The sequence below is a fragment of the Nitrospirillum amazonense genome (assembly GCF_029594735.1).
Taxonomy (GTDB): Bacteria; Pseudomonadota; Alphaproteobacteria; order Azospirillales; family Azospirillaceae; genus Nitrospirillum; species Nitrospirillum amazonense.
On the sequence record NZ_JARPAF010000001.1, the window covers coordinates 718,957 to 737,939 of the forward strand.

At 69.5% G+C, this 18,983-nt stretch carries 14 protein-coding genes; 11 read left to right on the forward strand and 3 right to left on the reverse strand.

Annotated features, from left to right (window positions below):
• The first annotated feature begins 1 nt into the window (after nt 1).
• The 7 genes from P5F91_RS03020 to P5F91_RS03050 all read left to right on the forward strand — a co-directional run bounded on the left by P5F91_RS03020 (nt 2) and on the right by P5F91_RS03050 (nt 12,034).
• Nucleotides 2-2,791 (forward strand): TonB-dependent receptor, encoded by a 2,790-nt coding sequence (locus P5F91_RS03020; RefSeq protein WP_277906456.1) that lies wholly within the window; start codon nt 2-4, stop codon nt 2,789-2,791.
• Nucleotides 2,792-2,952: 161 nt separating this feature from the next.
• Nucleotides 2,953-3,501, forward strand: coding sequence for an RNA polymerase sigma factor (locus tag P5F91_RS03025; protein WP_186454883.1), 549 nt, complete (start codon nt 2,953-2,955; stop codon nt 3,499-3,501).
• Nucleotides 3,498-4,493 carry a FecR family protein gene (locus P5F91_RS03030; protein WP_145612518.1) on the forward strand — a complete coding sequence of 332 codons (996 nt, stop codon included), beginning with the start codon at nt 3,498-3,500 and terminating at the stop codon, nt 4,491-4,493. Before P5F91_RS03025 ends, P5F91_RS03030 begins: the two co-directional genes overlap by 4 nt.
• On the forward strand, nt 4,462-7,503 hold the full coding sequence (locus P5F91_RS03035) for a TonB-dependent receptor (protein WP_277906457.1): 3,042 nt from the start codon (nt 4,462-4,464) through the stop codon (nt 7,501-7,503). The genes P5F91_RS03030 and P5F91_RS03035 overlap by 32 nt, the downstream gene beginning before the upstream one ends.
• Nucleotides 7,503-8,651 (forward strand): hypothetical protein, encoded by a 1,149-nt coding sequence (locus P5F91_RS03040; protein ID WP_277906458.1) that lies wholly within the window; start codon nt 7,503-7,505, stop codon nt 8,649-8,651. Before P5F91_RS03035 ends, P5F91_RS03040 begins: the two co-directional genes overlap by 1 nt.
• A 23-nt stretch (nt 8,652-8,674) precedes the next feature.
• The gene (locus tag P5F91_RS03045; protein ID WP_277906459.1) at nt 8,675-9,922 is read left to right on the forward strand and encodes a histidine-type phosphatase; all 1,248 of its coding nucleotides are present in this window, start codon (nt 8,675-8,677) and stop codon (nt 9,920-9,922) included.
• Nucleotides 9,923-9,949: 27 nt separating this feature from the next.
• Nucleotides 9,950-12,034 (forward strand): phosphocholine-specific phospholipase C, encoded by a 2,085-nt coding sequence (locus P5F91_RS03050; protein WP_277906460.1) that lies wholly within the window; start codon nt 9,950-9,952, stop codon nt 12,032-12,034.
• On the opposite strand, the gene P5F91_RS03055 is transcribed toward P5F91_RS03050, so the two are convergent.
• Nucleotides 12,018-12,923, reverse strand: a complete 906-nt coding sequence (locus P5F91_RS03055) for a LysR family transcriptional regulator (RefSeq protein ID WP_277906461.1) — start codon at nt 12,921-12,923, stop codon at nt 12,018-12,020. The two genes, P5F91_RS03050 and P5F91_RS03055, sit on opposite strands and share 17 nt — an antisense overlap.
• Nucleotides 12,924-13,023: 100 nt before the next feature.
• Between P5F91_RS03055 and P5F91_RS03060 the strand changes: the two genes are divergently transcribed.
• Entirely contained in the window at nt 13,024-14,523 is a 1,500-nt protein-coding gene (locus P5F91_RS03060) for a CoA-acylating methylmalonate-semialdehyde dehydrogenase (RefSeq protein WP_277906462.1), read from the forward strand.
• 25 nt (nt 14,524-14,548) lie between these two features.
• Here P5F91_RS03060 and P5F91_RS03065 read toward each other — a convergent pair whose 3' ends face one another.
• A complete protein-coding gene (locus P5F91_RS03065) occupies nt 14,549-15,085 on the reverse strand; it encodes a GNAT family N-acetyltransferase (protein WP_277906463.1) in 537 nt (178 codons plus the stop codon).
• Between the two features lie 81 nt (nt 15,086-15,166).
• Here P5F91_RS03065 and P5F91_RS03070 point away from each other — a divergent pair, with 81 nt between their 5' ends.
• Nucleotides 15,167-15,742 (forward strand): helix-turn-helix domain-containing protein, encoded by a 576-nt coding sequence (locus P5F91_RS03070; RefSeq protein ID WP_145612510.1) that lies wholly within the window; start codon nt 15,167-15,169, stop codon nt 15,740-15,742.
• A 118-nt stretch (nt 15,743-15,860) separates the two neighbouring features.
• Nucleotides 15,861-17,105 (forward strand): MFS transporter, encoded by a 1,245-nt coding sequence (locus P5F91_RS03075; protein ID WP_277906464.1) that lies wholly within the window; start codon nt 15,861-15,863, stop codon nt 17,103-17,105.
• On the opposite strand, the gene P5F91_RS03080 is transcribed toward P5F91_RS03075, so the two are convergent.
• The gene (locus P5F91_RS03080; protein WP_277906465.1) at nt 17,102-17,938 is read right to left on the reverse strand and encodes an oxidoreductase; all 837 of its coding nucleotides are present in this window, start codon (nt 17,936-17,938) and stop codon (nt 17,102-17,104) included. The genes P5F91_RS03075 and P5F91_RS03080 overlap by 4 nt on opposite strands.
• Nucleotides 17,939-18,043: 105 nt before the next feature.
• On the opposite strand from P5F91_RS03080, the gene P5F91_RS03085 reads away from it, so the two are divergent.
• Nucleotides 18,044-18,958 carry a LysR family transcriptional regulator gene (locus tag P5F91_RS03085; RefSeq protein WP_277906466.1) on the forward strand — a complete coding sequence of 305 codons (915 nt, stop codon included), beginning with the start codon at nt 18,044-18,046 and terminating at the stop codon, nt 18,956-18,958.
• Nucleotides 18,959-18,983 lie beyond the last annotated feature (25 nt).

Below are 18,983 nucleotides of genomic sequence, written 5' to 3' on the forward strand. Positions count from 1 at the left end.
GATGCTCAAGGACGTCCTGCTGTGCGGCGCCATGGCCGGCGCCCTGCTGGCCGCACCGACCATCCATGCCGCTGAAGCCAGCGCCCCCGCCACCCCTGCCCCCAACGCCGGCGCGCCCGACGCCAGCACCGACGGGACGCTGGACGAAATCCTGGTCTTCGCCAACCGCGACCAGGCCGACACCGCCAAGATCCGCGCGTCCAACACCGTCGACATCATGTCGGCGGCGGAGCTGGAGCACACCGCCGTCCATAACGTGGCCGAGGCGCTGGGCCTGCTGCCGGGCGTAACCGTCAGCAACACCGGCCAGTCGGTGGCCGGTGGCATCGACGGCGCCTCACGCGGCGAAGGCATGCTGGTGGCCATCCGGGGCATGAATTCCGAATTCGCCGTCGACCTCATGAACGGCGTGGAGGTGGCCCAGGGCCTGCCCTACAGCCGCAGCGTCCAGCTGGACCTGCTGCCGCCGTCCGGCCTGCAGACCATCGTCGTCAACAAGACGCTGGACGCGTCCATGAGCGGCGACGCCATTTCCGGCACGGTCGACTTCCGCACCCCCACCGCTTTCGACTTCGCCAACCCGCTGCACTTCAGCATCCAGGGCGGCGCCCGCCTGGAAAGCCGGGCGCGCGACTATGGCGAGACCGGCCTGGGCGGCAACACCGCCGCCGAGGTGGCGACCCAGTTCGGCCGCGACCGCCAGTTCGGCGTCTATGTCAGCGGCTATTACGACAAGCGCTATTTCACCAACAGCGAGATGGCGGGCATCGACAGCGCCCATAACGACGGCGGCTGGGGCTTCGCCGTCAGCAGCACCAAGAACGGATCGACCAACCCGGCCGGCACGGACCCTGCCTCCAACCTGCGCCAGACGGGCATCAGCGTCGGCGTGTCGGACGGCAGCACGGAACGCTATGGCGGCAACCTGTCGCTGGACTGGCACCCGGACGACACCACCGCCGTTTTCCTGCGCGGCTCCTTCGCCCGCGAGAACGCGGTGCAGAACAGCACGCTGAGCCAGATCATCAGCACCGACAAGAGCTGGAACGCCCTGGCCAACGGTCTGTACGGCCTGAGCGTGGACAAGTACCGCACCTCCGTCTGGTATGAGACCAACCCGGAGCGCGCCGACCTGTCCACCCTGCAGCTGGGTGGCGAGAAGAAGCTGGGCGCCCTGACCCTGACGCCCACCGTCTTCTTCAGCGCCGCCAACAACGACCGCCCCAACCATATCGAGGCGTCGTCCCGCATCGACCAGTACAGCAGCAGCGCCCGCTTCCCCAGTGGCATCAGCGGCATGGGCAACAACGACGGCTATCCGGTGCCGGTGTTCAGCCCCGGCATGTACGACGCCCTGAACAACGCCGCCACCGCGCTGTCGGCCCGCCGCGCCGGCCAGCTAACCCAGCAGGGCAGCCATCAGGACAAATACGGCGCCAAGCTGGACGGCCAGTACGACATGAACGACAACGGCCCGCTGTCCTTCATCAAGGCCGGCGTGAAGTTCGTGGAAAGCGACCGCGCGGTCACCAACCGCGACTGGACCAACGCCTACTTCTCCGCCTCCGGCTACCCCAACAGCACCTGGTCCAGCCTGGGCATCGCCAACGGCTATTATTCCTCGGTCTATCCCGGCCGCTACAGCTGGTCGGTGCCCAAGGTCAGCCAGCAGGCCCTGCTGGACTATTTCTACAAGCTGCAGACGGCCGGCAGCTTCGACACCTGCAACGGCAACTACGTCGACAACATGAACTGCAACACCCTGAAGGGGCGGGAGCAGGTGACGTCGGCCTATGTCATGGCCAACCTGCAGTTCGGCCAGGTGGAGGTCATCCCTGGCATCCGGTTCGAACACACCGACATCCACAACACCTTCTGGCAGCTGAACAGCGACGGCAAGACCGTGGGCCACTGGGAAAACAGCAGCACCACGTACAACGAGCCGCTGCCCAGCGTGCTGGTGAACTGGCGCCCGGACAACGACACGGTCTACCGCGCCAGCGTCAGCCAGTCCTACACCCGGCCCGCCCTGGTGCAGCTGGGCGCCTCTTCCTCCGTGTCCATCAGCGCCGACACGGGTGTCAAGACCATCACCCAGGGCAACCCCAACCTGAAGCCCATCGAGTCCACCAACCTGGACATGTCGGGTGAATGGCACAACAGCCAGGGCGGCACGGCCTCGGCCGCCGTCTATTACAAGCGGCTGTCGAACTACCTGTTCGACAACGGTTCCACCCTGGTGAACCCCTTCAGCACCACCAGCAACCTGGTCAGCATCAGCCAGCCCAAGAATGGCGGCGACGGCGACGTCTACGGCATCGAGCTGGCCTTCCGGCAGAAGTTCGACACCATCCTGCCCGGCTGGCTGTCCGGCTTCAGCATCGGCGGCAACGTCACACGCCAGTGGTCGGTGGTCGACACCGGCATCAAGGGCCTGGACGCCGACCAGCCCATCCAGAACGCCCCCGGCTGGCTGGCCAACGCCACCCTGTCCTACACCGTGGGCGGCTTCTCCGCCGACCTCGGCTACAACTACACCGGTTCCTACCTGGCCTATTACGACTACCTGGGCCAAGGCGGCAGCTGGGACAACATGTGGGTCCGGCCGACCAACCGCCTGGACCTGCACGTGGGCTACAAGTTCGACAACGGCTTCGCGGTCGACGGCTCCGTCTCCAACCTCACGGGTGACTACACCTACTGGGCGCATATCGGGCGCAACAGCCTGACGCTGTCGAACATCGTCGATAGCGGCACCACCGCCCTGATGACCGTCAAATATACCTACTGATCCGTTCTGCTACCGGGGGTGGGGCCGCCAGGTCCCGCCCCCATCCCCACCCCCGCGTCCCCGTCATCCGGAGCCTGCACATGGCGCAGCCCTCCATCATAAATCTGCAGCCTGCCGTCGCTATGACCTTGTCCGTGCCCATTAGCCGGCCGAGAGGAAAGATGGACAGTCAGGCCGACTCAAGGGCCAGGAGCGATGCGCCGTCGGCGTTCGACGGCGCGGAGTTCGAGGCGCACCAATCCGTGCTGCGCGGCTATTTCGCCCGCCGCGTGCGCCAGGCGCAGGATGTGGACGACTATGTCCAGGACGTCTATCTGCGCGCGCTGGCCGCCGCCCCCGCCCGGGGCGTGGACAACTGGCGCGCCTTCCTGCTGCGCGTCGCCAGCAGCCTGCTGGTCGATCGCTTCCGCCGCAACGCCGCCCGCCACCAGGACGCTCACGACGGCCTGGACCAGGTGGCGGAGCTGGCGGACGACGGCGCCGCCACGCCCGAGCATACCGTCATGGTCCGGCAGGAGCTGGCCAGCCTGGAGGCGGCGCTGCGCGATGTCGATCCTCTGGCGCGGCACGCCTTCCTGCTAGTCCGCGTTGATGGGCTGAGCCACCGGGAAGTGGCCGGCCGCCTGGGCCTTGAGGTCAAAGTGGTGTCTCGTCAAATCGAACGCGTCCTGGCCCACCTGGCCCGGACGATGGTGGAGCCCGCGCGTTGACCTCCACCGATCACGATCAAGTCTTGCTAGAAACGGCTGCCGCTTGGCTGCGGCGCATACAGGCGGGGGAACTGGGGCCGGAGGGCCAGCGGACCTTCCGCGCCTGGCTGGCGGCCGACCCCCGACACGCCGCCGCCATGGACCTGGTGACCCGCGCCTGGACGGCCAGCGGCGGCATCGACGACAAGGGCCCCCTGCGGCCTGACCTGACCCGCGCCCGTGGCCTGCGCCTGGCGGATGGGCAGACGCGGCCCCACCGCTCCTGGCGCCCCGTCGCCTGGATGCCCCCCGTGGGCGGCCTTGCCGCCGTCCTGGCCCTGGCGCTGGTCTGGCTGTGGAACGGCGCGGTCAGCGAAGCCGACTATGTCACCGCCGCCCATGACCATCCCCAGGTAACGCTGTCCGACGGCACGGTCATGCGCCTGGGCGGCTCAACGCACCTGCATGTGCGCATCGACCCGCTGGGCCGCCGCGTGGACCTGGCCCAGGGTGAGGCGGAGTTCCAGGTGACGCATGAGAGGCTGCGCCCCTTCCATGTGATGGCCGGGGCGCTGGAGGTGCGCGACCTGGGCACGCGTTTCACCGTTTCATCCCACGGCGGGCAAGTGCGCGCCGTGCTGCTGGAGGGGGCGGCCGAGGTTCGCGACCGCGACAGCGGCCGGGTGTTGGTCAGTCTGGCGCCCGGCCAGCAGGTGGACCAGGAGGGCCGCGGCCCCCTGCGCCTGGGCAAGGCCAATGTGGACCAGGTCAAGGCCCGCCAGGACGGGCGCATGCTGTTCGATGACATGCCCCTGGCCCAGGTGGTGCCGGAGGTGGCGGCACGAACCGGCATCGTGCTGCACCTGGACGACCCCGCCCTGGGCGCCATCCGTGTCAGCGGCAGCTACCGCGCCGACGATGTCGCCGGCTTCCTCGCCGCCCTGGCCCGCCTGCATCCCATCACCTGGCGGCAGGACGCCAATGGGGATTACCGGATTGCGCGCCGGCGGTAGACCCCAGCGCCGGCCAGGACGCCGCCGGCTGGCGGCGTCCTGCGCCGTGCTGCCGTTGCTGGTAGCGGCGCCCGCGCCGGCGGGAACGCCATTCACCATCGCGGAACAACCGCTGGGCAGCGCGCTGTTGGACCTGGCGCGCCAGTCCGGCCGCGACGTGTTGTTCCGGCCGGAACTGGTGCGCGGCTGCCGCGCCGGACCGCTGGCCGGCGTGACGGATTTCGAGGCAGCGCTGGGCCGCCTGATATCGGGCTGCCACCTGCGCTATCGTCTGGGTGACGGTGGCGCCATCGAGTTGGAGCGGGCATCGTCCATCCCGGCCACGCCGGCGGTGGCACCGGCCAGCGGCGGTCAGCTGCCCGAGGTGCTGATCGTCAAGGCGCCCTACCACGGCACGCCCCCGGCGGAAATCACCGCTACCGCCGTGACCGACAGCCTGACCACGGCGGACCTGCACGACCGGGCCGACCGCACCCTGGCGGAAAGCCTGGGCCGGCTGGCCGGGGTCAACGTGCTGGTAACGTCCCTTCAGGGCGACCTGGGTGGCATCGACCGGGCGGCGCGGGGAGAAGGCCAGTTCGCTGCCGTGCGCGGGCTGGACAGCGCCTACGCCGTCACCCGCCTGGACGGGGTATCGGTGGCGCAAAGCATGCCCTACAGCCGCGCCGTGCAACTGAGCCTGCTGCCGCCGCTCGCCATGGAAGGGGTGGAACTGACCAAGACGCCGGACGCCCATGACGACGGCGATGCCACCGCGGGCCAGTTCGACCTGCGCCTGGCGTCCGCCCTGGAGGGCGGGGAGCATACGCGCCTGCTGGTCCAGGGCAATTTGGACGAACGCTCCGCCAACCTGGGCCGGCCCTCGGGCGGGGGCCTCGCCACCGTGGACGTCGCCCGCCAATTCGGCCGCGACCACAGCCTAGGCCTGGCCGTCACCGGCTATTACGGACGCAACCGCTTCGCCAGTGTGGAACAGTCCTACCAGTCCACCCAGTTCGAATACCGCCTGGTCGACGCCAGCGGCCAGACGCCGGCCGGCCTGGATCCGGCGCGCGACCTGCTGGCCACCTCGCTGAACGTGCAATATTCGGAAGGGGAGACGCGGCGCTGGGGGGGCAGCCTGGCGGGCGACTGGCAGCCCAACGACACCTTCCGCGCCTTCGCCCATGTCACCGTGGCCACGGCCGACACCGACCAGGAAGTCTACCAGACGGGCTTCCAGGGTGGGCGCGACCCCAGCTTCATCACCCGCGTCGCCCTGGGCAACGGCCTTTATGAAAACCGCAGCGTCAAGACCCAGCTGCATTACTGGTTCGAGACAAACCCCGATACCGCCACCCTGGGCACGGCCCAGCTGGGCGCCGACTGGCACACGGGCGCCCTGACCCTGTCGCCCCGCCTGTTCTACACCTGGGGGGAGAACGGCCGGCCCCAGCATATCGAGCTGTCGTTCTGGAACCCGACCGGCACCACGGTGAACCAGGGCCTGAGCCTGGGGCACAAGGACGGCTATCCCGTGGTCGCTGGACCGTCCGGCGCCTTGGCAATGGCCGACGGAGTGGAGAACTTGCCGGTTTCCAACCGCGGCCAGATCACCAGCCTGTTCAGCCGTCAGGATAGGCTGGGCGGCGCCCTGGACGGCAAGCTGGCCGTGACCTCCGACGCCACGCTGGAAGCCGGGGTAAAGATCACCGACAGCCAGCGCGACAGCTACCGCCGCGACCAGGAAGGGCAACTGGTAGGCGGGCTGGGGGCGGTGGACGCCGGCACCAGCGTGGCCGACTTGGCGGCCGCGGGCCTGCGCGCCGGCACGCTGACGGCACCGCTCAGCGGCATCTACAATTTCACCTTCCCCCTGATCGATGCCGGCCGGCTGGCGCAGCTGTACCGCCAGCGTGACGGCACCGCGACCTGGACCGCCGATGCCTGGAACGGCAACACGCTGAGCGGTGGGGAGCGCACGGTGGCCGCCTATGCCCAGGCGCGGCTGACCTTGGATGACCTCACCCTGCTGCCGGGGTTACGGGCGGAATTCTCTGACCTGACCAACCGCTATTGGCTGTCGGGCAACAACGGCGCGCCCGCAGGCGGCGTCAATTACGGCTGGAATGAAAGTGGCAGCCGGTTCACCGCCCTGCTGCCCCGCGTGCTCGCCCGCTGGCAGCCGGATGAGCGCTCGACCTACCGCGCCGCCGTCTGGACCAGCCGGACCGCGCCGTCGCCCTATCAACTGGCGGGCAACGCCACCGCCACACAGGACAGTGATGGCGTGGTCACCATCACCCGGGGCAACCCTGACCTGAAGGCGGTCGACGGCCTGAATTTCGACCTGTCCGGCGCCTGGACCTGGGGCAACATCGCCGGGGAGGATGGCCGGCTGGAACTGGCGCTGTTCCACAAGCGCTTGAAGAACTACCTCTACGACGCCGGCGGCGGCCTGGCGGTGGGGTCCCCCACCAGCGACGCGCAACTCCGCCTCAGCATCCCCACCAACGGCGGCACCGCCCGGCTGACCGGGGCGGAGCTGTCGGTGGATCAGGGACTGGCGCCCGTGGCCGAGATCCTGCGTGATCTCCATCTGGCCGGCACCCTCAGCTGGGAGACCACGGCGGTGCGCCTCAACAGCCCGGATTTGAACACGATCGAACGGGTGCAGTATGCGCCCCGCTGGCTGGCCGGGGTGCAACTGCGTTACGACCGAGACGCCCTGCATCTGGCCGTGGATTACCGCTGGGCCGACGATTACGTGCAATCCTACGGCACCGCGTTTGTTTCCGGGGGCGGAACGACCCTGGCGGGCAGCGCGCTGGATACCTGGGTGCATCCCACGCGCCGGCTGGACCTCAGCGCCGGCTATGATGCCGGCGGGGGCTTGAGCGCGCGGCTGACGGTGCGCAATCTCGGTGACGCCTTGGCCTACCGCACCAGCGTTGGCCGTCACGGCGACGCCGTGGTGCAGACCATTAGCGCCGGCCGCAGCTATGAACTCAGCCTGCAACAGGAGTTTTGATGACGACGCTCCTCCGCCTGGCCTCCGCCTTGGCTGTGCTACTGCTGCTGGCCCGGCCCGCGCTGGCGGCCGATGCCGCCACCCTCGCCGGCGCCTCGCCCCTGACGCGCGATGCCCTGGCCCGCTTGCGCGCCGATGTGAGCACGATACACGACCCGGTCATCAAGGCCGCGACCGAGGACGCCCTGTTCAACCCCGCCACCTGCGTGGCCCATCGCGCCAACCTGGGCCAAGCGGACAAGCGAGACATCATCAACCGGCTGGTGGCCGAGGGCCTGGCCGACCCCGGCGACGGCCTGGTGGATGGGCTGTTCCCGGCCTTGCCCGGCGAGGGCGGCCCCTGCCCCCATCTGCCCCAACCCTTCGCCGCCGCCCCCGGCGGCAATGCCGGCAGCCATCATTCCTGGCCTGGCGGCCTGCCCGTGCACGAAGCCTTCAACGCCCAAAGCGCCAAGGATTTCGCCGCCGCCTACCGGGCCATCGACGGTGTCGTCCTGGATGGGCAGGACGATCTGATCGCCGCCGCACCGCTGTGGCATGACTGGGCCAAGGCCCTGCTGTTCATCTGGCGCCCGGATGGCGGGTTGCCGCCCGAGGTATCCCTGGGCGGACATGGACCCGATGGCGACTATCGCACCGGCGCCCATCACATCCTGGGCCTGGCGGAGGCGATGGCCCGCCGCATGCCGGCCGACCTGATCATCGTCCAGGCCTGCGCCCACCAGGCGCCGGAACGGGGCAAGCCCGATCGGCTGGTGCACTGGCTGCGCGCCGCCGCCATCATCGCCCGGGTGGATCCGGTGGCAGCGGGTTACTTGGCGCCGGCACAGGCGGGTGGCCTGACCTTGCCCGGTATGACCGAAACCGGCACCGTGCCGCGCTGGTGGTCCGCCTGCCTGATCCACGCCCAGTCCGACCACAACTGGGTCTATGCCGAACCCGCCGTGGAGGATGCCGACGCCCTGCTGCGCCAATTGGCCCCCCGCTTCGGCGTGGATGCCGGCGACCCCGCCCGCTACACCTGGGGCTATCGCCACGCGGTGCTGAGTCACCTGGGGGCCGCCCGTGTACAGTCGCTGGCAGCCCAGGGCGGACTGGACGCCCTTACCCAAGCCTTGACCCAACTGCGCGCCCAAGGCGTGTTTTGACCCCTGCTGCTGGAAAGATGCCCGTGACCCGCCTTCTTCTCCTTCTCCTGGCCGGCCTGATGCTGGCGACCGCCCCGGCTCAAGCGGCACCCGACGCCACCGTGGCCCCCCGCGCCGCGAACGGCCAGCCCCTGACGCTGGAGCGGGTGGTCATGCTGGTGCGCCACGGTGTGCGGGCCCCCCTGGATACCGAAGCGGCCCCCGGGCTGGCACAGGGCCCGTGGCCGTCCTGGCCGGTGGCGCCCAGCCACCTCACGCCCCATGGCGCCGCCGCCGCGACGCTGATGGGCGCCTATCAACGCCAGTGGCTGGCCGCCAACGGCCTGCTGCCGGCCCAGGGCTGCCCCGCCGCAAGCCAGGTGGCGATCTGGACCAATTCGGCGGAGCGCACCATCCGCACGGGCGAAGCCATGGCCCAAGGCCTGGCGCCGAACTGCCCCCTGCCTGTGGGGCACAGGCCGCCGGGCACGCTGGACCCGCTGTTCGATCCGTTCGAGGCCGGTGCCGCCACCGTGGATGCCGCCGCCGCCGTGAAGGCCATGGAGCCGGAGATGGACAACGTGCGCAACGCCTCCACCTACTTGGTGCCCGCCATCGCGCTCACCATCCGCGGCCTGGACTGTGACAAGACCCTGCCGGCCTGCGACCTGGTGCAGGAGCGCACGGTCATCAGCCCCAGCGCCGACAACCGCGGCGTGGATCTGCGCGGGCCCGTGGCCCAGACCGCCGGCGCGGCGCAGATCTTCATCCTGGAATATCTGGAGGGCATGGCGCCGGATCAGGTGGCCTGGGGCCGCCTGGGCGCCGGTCCCGGCCTAAGCGACGCGCTGGCGCAGATTTCCCGCCTGCACGGCCTGCAGTTCGACGTCTTCGCCCGCAACGCCTACATGGCGCCGCGCAAGGCCGTGGCCCTGGCCCCGCGTATGGCGGAGGCGCTGACCGGCGCCGGCCAGCCACCCGTCACCCTGTTGGTGGGCCATGACGACAACATCGCCGCCATCGCGGGATTGCTGGGCGTGCACTTCCAGGTCCAGGGCTATGGCGAGGATGATCCGCCCGTGGGCGGCGGCCTGCGGCTGGAACTGTGGCGCGACGCTGCCGGCCAAGCCCTGGTCCGCGTCGCCTATGTCGCCCAGACGCCGGACCAGGTGCGCAATCTGGCCCCCCTCAGCCTGGCCAGCCCGCCCTGGAGCGCCGTGCTGCCCCTGCCCGGCTGCGGCACGCTGTGCCCCGTGAAGACCGTGGCCGACAAGCTGTCGGTCGCCCCCTGATCTCCCGCCCCGGAAAGACCGCCCATCATGATGGATCGCCGTTCGCTTCTTCGCCATGCGCTGGGCGGTGCCGCCCTGGCCGGCTTGCCCCCCGCCCTGGCCCGCGCCGCCGCCATCCCTGCTGATGTGCGCACCGGCACCATCGAGGATGTGGCCCACATCGTCGTGCTCATGCAGGAAAACCGGGGCTTCGATCATTACTTCGGCACCCTCTCGGGTGTCTGCGGCTTCGGCGACCGCTTCCCCATCCCGGTGCCGCCGGGCCCGGATGGGCAGCCCCTAACCGTATGGGACCAGCGCGACCGTACCGACCCGCACCCGCGCCTGGTCAATCCCTTCCACCTGTCGACCAAGGCGCATTTCGATCTGATGCGCATGTTGGGAACGCCGCACCAGTGGGCCAATGCCCAGGCGGCCTGGGACAACGGCCGCATGGCCCATTGGCCGGAGGCCAAGACCCAGCGCGCCATGGGCTATTACACGCGGGAGGACATTCCCTTCCAGTTTGCCATGGCGGAGGCGTTCACGATCTGCGACGCCTACCACTGCGCCATGCACACCGGCACCAACACCAACCGCCTGTTCCTGTGGACCGGCACCAACGACCCGCACGGCAAGGGCGGTGGCCCGGCCATCGACAACCCCGACGACGACCTGACGAAGCCGGATGCGGCCAGCACCCCGCGCTTCTCCTGGACGACCTATCCGGAGCGGCTAGAGGCGGCGGGCATCAGCTGGGGCCATTACCAGGACATGGCCGACAATTTCGGCGACAACCCGCTGGCCAATTTCCTGCAATACCGCGCCGCCTACCGTGGCGATCCGGGCTCACGCGCCGTGCTGCGGGAAAAGGGCCTGTCCACCCGGGCGCTGGACAAGCTGCGCGAGGATGTGCTGGCCGACCGACTGCCCCAGATCTCCTGGGTCGTGGGCACGGAGGAAGGGTCGGAGCATCCCGGCCCCTCCAGCCCGGCGCAGGGGGCGGCCTACACCGCCCAGGTCATCGACGCGCTGACCGCCAACCCCAAGGTGTGGGCGCGCACCGTGCTGTTCATCACCTTCGATGAGAATGACGGCTTCTTCGACCATGTTCCGCCACCGGCCCCGCCCTCTCCCGACCCGGACGCCCCCGGTGGTTTCGCCGGCGCCAGCACGGCGGCGACGGACGACGACTATCACCGCCTGAAAGCCCCCGGCGCCGATGGCGACGATTTGAACCTGCGCGGCCGGCCCTACGGCCTGGGGCCGCGCGTGCCCTGCTATATCCTATCCCCCTGGTCGCGCGGCGGCTGGGTGCATTCGGAGGTGGCGGACCACACCTCCATCATCCGCTTCATGGAGCGGCGCTTCGGCGTGATGGAACCCAACATCTCCGCCTGGCGGCGGGCGGTGTGCGGCGACCTGCTGACCGCCTTCGACTTCAAGACGCCCAACGCCAAGCTGGCGCCTCTGCCCGACACGGTGCCCACCCGCGACCGCGCCCGCGCCATCGTCGGCCAGACGGTGCCGGAAACGCCGGTAGCCCCGCCCCGTCCGGTGCAGGAGGCCGGGATCCGGCCGTCGCGCCGGCTGCGCTACGCGCTGGAGGTCGCCGGCCACGTTGATGCGACCACCGGCACCCTGCGGTTGGACTTCTCCGCCGGGGCGGGCCAGGGCGCCGTGTTCCATGTCTATGACCGGCTGCGGCTGGACGCCATCCCGCGCCGCTACACCGTAGAGGCCGGCCGCACGCTATCGGGGGACTGGCACCTGACCGGGCCCGAGGGCGCCTATGACCTGTGGGTGCGCGGCCCCAACGGCTTTCACCGCGCCTTCACCGGTACCCGCGCGGGCACCGCCGGCGTCAGCTGGGCGGTGGAGGGCGACGCCCTGCGCGTTACCGTGGCCCCCGGCACGGACGTGAGCATCCAGCCCGGCGCCTATCTGGATCACCACCGGCCCTGGACGCCGGGGCCGGAGGGCGGCGTCATGCGCTGGCCCCTGCGCCCCACGGGCGGCTGGTACGATTTGGTCATCACTGGCGACCATGTCCAACGCCGCCTGGCCGGTCGCGCCGACGGCGATTGGCCAGCCAGCACCGACCCGGCCATCGGATCTACACGTCCGGCGTGAACATGGCGCGGGCGGCCCTCACCGCCTCGACAATGAAGTCGGAGGTGATGCGCACCCGCGCCAGCGCGCGCAGGTCGGAATGGACGATCAGCCAGAAGGAACGTGTCAGGGATACCGTCTCGGGCAAAACCCGGCGCAGTCGCGGCTCCTGCCCCGCCATGAAGCAGGGCAGGACGCACAGCCCCTGCCCCGCCAGGGTCATCTGGTATTGGGCCAATAGGTTTGAACTGGTGATGCTGGGCGCCAGATCCTTTTCGATCAGGGGCACGTAGTCCAGTTCCGGCGCGTAGATCAGCTCGCCGATATAGCCGATCAGGCGATGGTCGCGCAGATCGGTCCGCCGCTGCGGCGCCCCCCGCCGGTCGAGATAATCCTGCGCCGCGTACAGGCCCAGCTGATAGTCCGTCAGCTTGCGGGCGTGCAACCGGCCCTCGCGCGGGGGCGCCAGGCCGATGGCGATGTCGGCCTCGCGCTTGGTCAGACTGAACAGCCGGGGCGTGGTCACCAGTTCCACCAGCAAATCCGGATGGGCCGCCCCCAGGTCGCCCAGGCGCGGCGCCAGGAACACGGTGCCGAAGCCGTCGGGTGCGCCGATGCGCACGCTGCCTGCCACCTTGAGGCTGGAGCCCGCCACCTCCCCCAGGATGCCCAGTGCCACGGACTCCATGGCCTGGGCCGAGGCCAGCAGCTTCTCCCCCTGGGGCGTCAGGGCATAGCCCTGGACGCTGCGGGTGAACAGCTGGGTCTGCAGGGTGCGTTCCAGGTCGGCGATGCGGCGGCTGAGGGTGGAATGGTCCACGCCCAAGCGGCGGGCCGCCGCCGTCAGCTTGCCCGCCCGCACCACCGCCAGGAAGGACTGCAGGGCGTCCCAGTCAAATGAGCTTTCCATATGGGAATTCCCGCACAGCCGAGGGCGAAATCAGCGCCCTGTACGTGCAGGAATATGAATGCTTAACTGGTGCAAAACAACCATAGCAGGAGGAACGCGCATGACCCGGGAACTGACCCATTTCGTCAACGGCCGTCCTGTGCCGGGCACGTCCGGCCGCTTCGGCGACGTCTACGACCCCAACACCGGCGAGGTGCAGGCCAAGGTGCCGCTGGCCTCGAAAAGCGAGGTGGAGGCCGCCATCGCCGCCGCCGAGGCGGCCCAGCCGGCCTGGGCAGCCACCAACCCGCAGCGCCGCGCCCGCGTGCTGATGAAGTTCGTGGACTTGGTGAACCGCGACATGAACAGCCTGGCGCGGCTGCTGTCCTCCGAACATGGCAAGACCATTGCCGACGCCAAGGGCGACATCCAGCGCGGGCTGGAGGTGGCGGAGTTCGCCATCGGCATCCCCCACCTGCTGAAGGGGGAGTACACCGACAGCGCCGGCCCCGGCATCGACGTCTACTCCATGCGCCAGCCCCTGGGCGTGGTCGCGGGTATCACGCCCTTCAATTTCCCGGCCATGATCCCGCTGTGGAAAGCCGCCCCAGCCATCGCTTGCGGCAACGCCTTCGTGCTGAAGCCGTCGGAGCGCGATCCGTCGGTGCCGCTGCGCCTGGCGGAACTGTTCCTGGAGGCGGGCCTGCCCGAGGGCGTCTTCAACGTGGTGAACGGCGACAAGGAAGCGGTGGACACGCTGCTGACCGACCCGCGCATACAGGCCGTTGGCTTCGTCGGCAGCAGCGCCATCGCCAACTACATCTACGCCACGGCGGCGGAACACGGGAAACGGGCCCAGTGCTTCGGCGGCGCCAAGAACCACATGATCATCATGCCCGATGCCGACCTGGACCAGGCGGTGGACGCACTGATCGGCGCCGGCTACGGCTCGGCGGGTGAGCGCTGCATGGCCATTTCCGTGGCCGTGCCGGTGGGTCGGGCCACCGCCGAGGCCCTGGTGGAACGGCTGGTGCCGCGCGTGGAATCCCTGCGCGTCGGCCTGTCCACCGATGAGGGCGCCGACTACGGCCCCCTGGTGACCCGCGACGCGCTGGAGCGGGTGCGCGGCTACATCGATACCGGCGTCAAGGAAGGGGCCAAGCTGTTGGTCGACGGGCGCGGTTTCAAGATGCAGGGGCACGAAAACGGCTATTTCATCGGCGGCAGCCTGTTCGACCACGTCACCACGGACATGAGGATTTACCAGGACGAGATTTTCGGCCCGGTGCTGTCCGTGGCGCGGGCCGACAGCTATGAGCAGGCGCTGCGCCTGCCCAACGAGCATGCCTACGGCAACGGTGTCGCCATCTTCACCCGCGACGGCGACACCGCCCGCGACTTCACCAACCGGGTGAACGTGGGCATGGTGGGCGTGAACGTGCCCATCCCCGTGCCGCTGGCCTACCACACCTTCGGCGGCTGGAAGCGCTCGGGCTTCGGTGACCTGAACCAGCACGGTCCGGACAGCGTCCGCTTCTACACCAAGACCAAGACGGTCACCTCGCGCTGGCCCTCCGGCACCAAGGAAGGCGCCAGCTTCGTGATCCCGACGATGAACTGAGGCTTGTGGAGGATGGGGGCCCGCCTCAGGTCGGCTGGCCCCCGCCGACCGCCAGCTCCATGAAAGTCAGGTCCAGCCAGCGGCCAAACTTGGTGCCCGCCTCGGAGAAGACCCCGGCGGTGCGGAAGCCGACCTTGGCGTGCAAGGCGATGGAGATGGCGTTCTCGCTGGCGATGGCCGCGATCATGCGGTGGATGCCGCGTTCCCGCGCGCACGCCACCAGGGCGCGCAGCAGCGCCTCCCCCACCCCGCGTCCCTGGGCCTGGGGCGCCACATAGACGGAATTCTCCACCGAGTGGCGGAAACCGTCGAAGGGGCGCCAATCGCCATAGGCGGCGTAGCCCACCACCTGCCCCTGCCCCTGCCCCTCCCCCTCTGCCACCGCGACCAGCACCGGGAAATTCCGGGCCATGCGCGCCTCGAACCACTGGCGGCGGTTCTCCAGATCCACCTGCACGTCGTTCCAGATGGCCGTCGTATGCACGACCGCGTGGTTGTAGATGACGCGGATGCCTTCCAGATCGTCCACGGTGGCCGGGCGGATGGTAACGGTCTGGGTCATGCGAGAAGTCCGTTCACTATAGTTTCATGACGTCCACTATGTGATACGATACCGATGTCGGCAAGTGGGGTTCGATAACACATGACGGGAAACGGCGATGAACTGGACGCGCGGCTGGGCGCCCGCATCCGGGTGGAGCGTGAGGCGCGCGGCTGGTCGCTGACCGACCTGTCGGACCGCGCCGGCGTGTCGCGTGCCATGATCAACAAGATCGAGCGGGCGGAAAGCAGCCCCACCGCCTCACTTCTCGGCCGGCTATCGGGCGCCTTCGGCCTGACTCTGTCGGCCCTGCTGGCCCGGGCGGAGGATGACGGACGCCGCCGCCTGCTGCGCGCGGGCGAGCAGCGCAGTTGGCGCGACCCCGCCACCGGCTATGTCCGCCGCCTGGTGGCGCCGCCCCCGGGGTCCGACATGCCGCTGGAACTGGTGCATATCGACCTTCCGGCCGGCGCGCGCGTGCCCTTCCCCGCCTCGGCCTACGCCTTCACCCGCCACATCATCCACGTGCTGACCAACGAACTGACCTTTACCGAGGGCGACACCGAGCACCGGCTGGCGGCCGGCGACAGCCTGGAACTGGGCCCGCCGGCCGACTGCGTGTTCGAGAACCGGGGCGAGCGGCCCTGCACCTACCTGGTGCTGATCCTTCAGCCCTAGGGCCGCCGGTCGGCCGCCTAGATCGTCCGCCGCCATGGCTCAGTCCAAGGTTCGATGGTCATGCGGTGACGCGGCCCCTAGGTTTCTGGTCCCACCGCCTCCCCCGGCCAGGACCGCCATGACCGAAGCCTCCCCCCGCCGCCGCTTCCATCCCGTCTCGCTGGACGCGATCAATTTCCTGCTGGCCGACGTGCGCGGCGCCCTGGGTCCCTTCCTCAACGTCTTCCTGGTGACCCAGCAGGGCTGGAGCCAGTCGGCCGTTGGCGTCATGACCATGGTCAGCGGCCTGGTCGGTCTCGTGGCGCAGACGCCGGCGGGGGCGGCCATCGACGCCACCACGGCCAAGCGCGCCGTGATGGTGGCGGCTCTGGTCGTCCTGGCGGCCGGCACCGGCGTCATCTACGCCTGGCCGGACTTCTGGCCCGTGCTGGTGGCCAACAGCGTCCTGGCCGCCGTCGGTGACGTGCTGGGCCCCGCCGTCGCGGCGCTGACCCTCGGCCTGTTCGCGCAGCAGCAATTGGCGGCCCGCATGGGTCGCAACGCCGCCTGGGACCATGCCGGCAACGTCTTCATCGCCCTGGTTGCCGGGGCGGTCGGCCGGCTGTTCGGCCAGCGGTCCGTTTTCCTTTTGGGGCCGGTGTTCGCCGTCCTGGCCATTGTCGCGGTCCTGTCCATTCCCGGACGCGCCATTGACCATCAGCGCGCCACAGGGGCCGATGGGAATGAGGCCGGGGGCGGCCCACCCGCCTGGCGCGCCGTGGTGGGATGTCGGCCGCTCATGGTGTTCAGCTTCTGCGCCCTGTTGTTCCACTTCGCCAACGCCCCGTTGCTGCCGCTGGTGGGGCAGAAGCTGGCCGCCGCCAACCCAACCTGGGCCACCGCCCTGATGTCTGCCTGTATCATCGCGGCGCAGTTGGTCATGCTGCCGGTGGCGCTCGTCAGCGGCTGGCGGGCGGACCGCTGGGGACGCAAGCCCCTGCTGCTGGTGGGCTTCGCCATCCTGCCCATCCGCGCCGTGCTCTATACCCTGTCGGACAACAGCGCCTGGCTGGTGGCGGTGCAGTTGCTGGACGGCGTGGGCGCGGGCATTCATGGCGCCCTGACGCCCCTGGTGGCAGCGGACCTGATGCGCGGCACCGGCCGCTACAACCTGGCGCTGGGCGTCATCGCCACTGTGCAGGGCATGGGTGCGGCCGTCAGCGGCCTGGCCGCCGGCATGCTAGTCGACCATTTCGGCTACCGCCTCACGTTCCTGGCGCTGGGCGCCGCCGCCGCCGTGGCGCTGACCACCCTGGCGGCGACCTTTCCCGAAACGGCGTCGGGCCCCGAGACGGCGTCCGACAAGGATGGCTGCGCCGCCTAATCGAAATCCGTCGACCGCGTCAGGTCCTCCCACGCGGTGATCTCGGCCTCCAGCGCCGTCAGCTTGTCGCGCACCAGGGCCAGGGCGTCGGTGCCCAGCAACAGATGTGTCGGCGGAGCCTCGGCCTCCACGAGGGTGAGCAGCGCCTGCGCCGCCTTGGCGGGGTCGCCGGCCTGGCGGCCGCTCTTCTCCTCCCGCGCCTGGCGCACCGGGTCGAACAGGCTGTCGTAGTCCGCGATGGCGCGGGCTGAACGGACCATGGAGCGGCCGGCCCAATCGGTGCGGAAGGAACCCGGCGCCACCGCCGTCACCCGGATGCCCAGATCGCGCACCTCCTTCGCCAGCGCCTCGCTGACGCCTTCCAGCGCGAACTTGCTGCCGCAATAGTAGGCCAGGCCGGGCATGGTGATGAAGCCGCCCATGGAAGTGATGTTCACGATGTGCCCGGCCCGCCGCCGGCGCATGAACGGCAGCACCGCCTGGATCATGGCCACGGCGCCAAAGACGTTGACGTCGAACTGCCGGCGCATTTCCGCCAGCGGTGATTCCTCCAGGATGCCTTCGTGGCCATAGCCGGCGTTGTTGACCAGAACGGCGATGGGGCCAACATCCCGCTCCACCCCCGCCACGGCCGGCGCGATGGCGTCGGTATCGGTGATGTCCAGAGGGATGGCGCGGGCGCGGGTATCGTGCAGCGCGGTGAAGGCCTGGGCGTCCGCCGCGCGCCGAACGGTACCCACGACAGTATTGCCGGCCGCCAGCACCGCTTCCGCGAAGGCGCGGCCGAAGCCGCTGCTGACGCCGGTGATCAAGAAAATCTTCGATTGGACCATGGGGACACCCCAGCGCTGGTTTGAGAATGCGCGGGAGTGGGCCACAGCCGCCGGATCTGCGGTATGCTACATAAACTCGATGCGCCTGTTAGCTGGAGAGATAGAATGCGCGGCAGTGAATTCGCCGACCTGCGGGCCTTCGCCATGATCGCCGAACAGGGGAACTTCTCCCGCGCCGCGGCCCAATTGCGGGTCACCCCGTCGGCCCTCAGCCAGACCATCCGCGGGCTGGAGGAACGGCTGGGCGTCGCCCTGTTCAACCGCACCACGCGCAGCACCGCCCTGACGGAGGCGGGCGCGCGGCTGCTGGCGGGGTTCAAGCCGGCCCTGGAACAGATGGAGGCGGCGGTGGCGGACGTCGGCAATATGCGCGGCACGGCCACCGGCACGGTGCGCCTGCATATGCCCCGGCTGGCGGCCGCCACGCTAGTGGAACCGGTGCTGGGGCGCTTCCACGAGACATATCCCGACATCGTGCTGGAGCTGGCCATCGATGACGCGGTGGTGGACATCGTGGAAGCCGGGTTCGACGTGGGCATCACCCTGGGCGAATTGCTGGCCAAGGACATGGTGGCGGCGAAGCTGGGACCTGACCTGCATCAGGTGGCGGTGGCCTCCCCCGACTATATCGCCCGCCACGGCCGGCCCAGCACACCCGCCGACCTGCACACGCATCGGTGCATCAATTGGCGCAAGCCCGGCAGCGGCAAGCTGTACAATTGGGAATTCCAGGCCGACGGCCGCTGGTTCGCCGTGGCGGTGGAGGGGCCGCTGGTGGTGTCCCATCGCGACACGGCCTTGGCCGCCGCCGCGCAAGGGGTAGGGATCGCCTTCGCCTATTGGTCGGACCGGTGGATGAAGCCGCTGATCGACCGGGGCGCCCTGGTGCCGCTGTTGCAGGAATACTCACCCCCCTTTCCCGGCTGGTACCTGTACTACCCTAAACAGCGCCACACCCCACCGGCGGTGCGGGCGCTGGTGGATTTCCTGCGGCGAACGGCGCAAGAGCCGGCAGCTTAATCATTTCAAACAGCAATTACTGAAA

Excerpts from the sequence above, each read along its gene's own strand:
- P5F91_RS03035 (WP_277906457.1), top strand. The coding sequence starts at position 4,462 with ATGGGGATTACCGGATTGCGCGCCGGCGGTAGACCCCAGCGCCGGCCA.
- P5F91_RS03025 (WP_186454883.1), top strand. The coding sequence starts at position 2,953 with ATGGACAGTCAGGCCGACTCAAGGGCCAGGAGCGATGCGCCGTCGGCG.
- P5F91_RS03080 (WP_277906465.1), bottom strand. The coding sequence starts at position 17,938 with ATGGTCCAATCGAAGATTTTCTTGATCACCGGCGTCAGCAGCGGCTTC.
- P5F91_RS03065 (WP_277906463.1), bottom strand. The coding sequence starts at position 15,085 with ATGACCCAGACCGTTACCATCCGCCCGGCCACCGTGGACGATCTGGAA.
- P5F91_RS03060 (WP_277906462.1), top strand. The coding sequence starts at position 13,024 with ATGACCCGGGAACTGACCCATTTCGTCAACGGCCGTCCTGTGCCGGGC.
- P5F91_RS03050 (WP_277906460.1), top strand. The coding sequence starts at position 9,950 with ATGATGGATCGCCGTTCGCTTCTTCGCCATGCGCTGGGCGGTGCCGCC.
- P5F91_RS03020 (WP_277906456.1), top strand. The coding sequence starts at position 2 with ATGCTCAAGGACGTCCTGCTGTGCGGCGCCATGGCCGGCGCCCTGCTG.
- P5F91_RS03040 (WP_277906458.1), top strand. The coding sequence starts at position 7,503 with ATGACGACGCTCCTCCGCCTGGCCTCCGCCTTGGCTGTGCTACTGCTG.
- P5F91_RS03055 (WP_277906461.1), bottom strand. The coding sequence starts at position 12,923 with ATGGAAAGCTCATTTGACTGGGACGCCCTGCAGTCCTTCCTGGCGGTG.
- P5F91_RS03085 (WP_277906466.1), top strand. The coding sequence starts at position 18,044 with ATGCGCGGCAGTGAATTCGCCGACCTGCGGGCCTTCGCCATGATCGCC.
- P5F91_RS03075 (WP_277906464.1), top strand. The coding sequence starts at position 15,861 with ATGACCGAAGCCTCCCCCCGCCGCCGCTTCCATCCCGTCTCGCTGGAC.
- P5F91_RS03070 (WP_145612510.1), top strand. The coding sequence starts at position 15,167 with ATGACGGGAAACGGCGATGAACTGGACGCGCGGCTGGGCGCCCGCATC.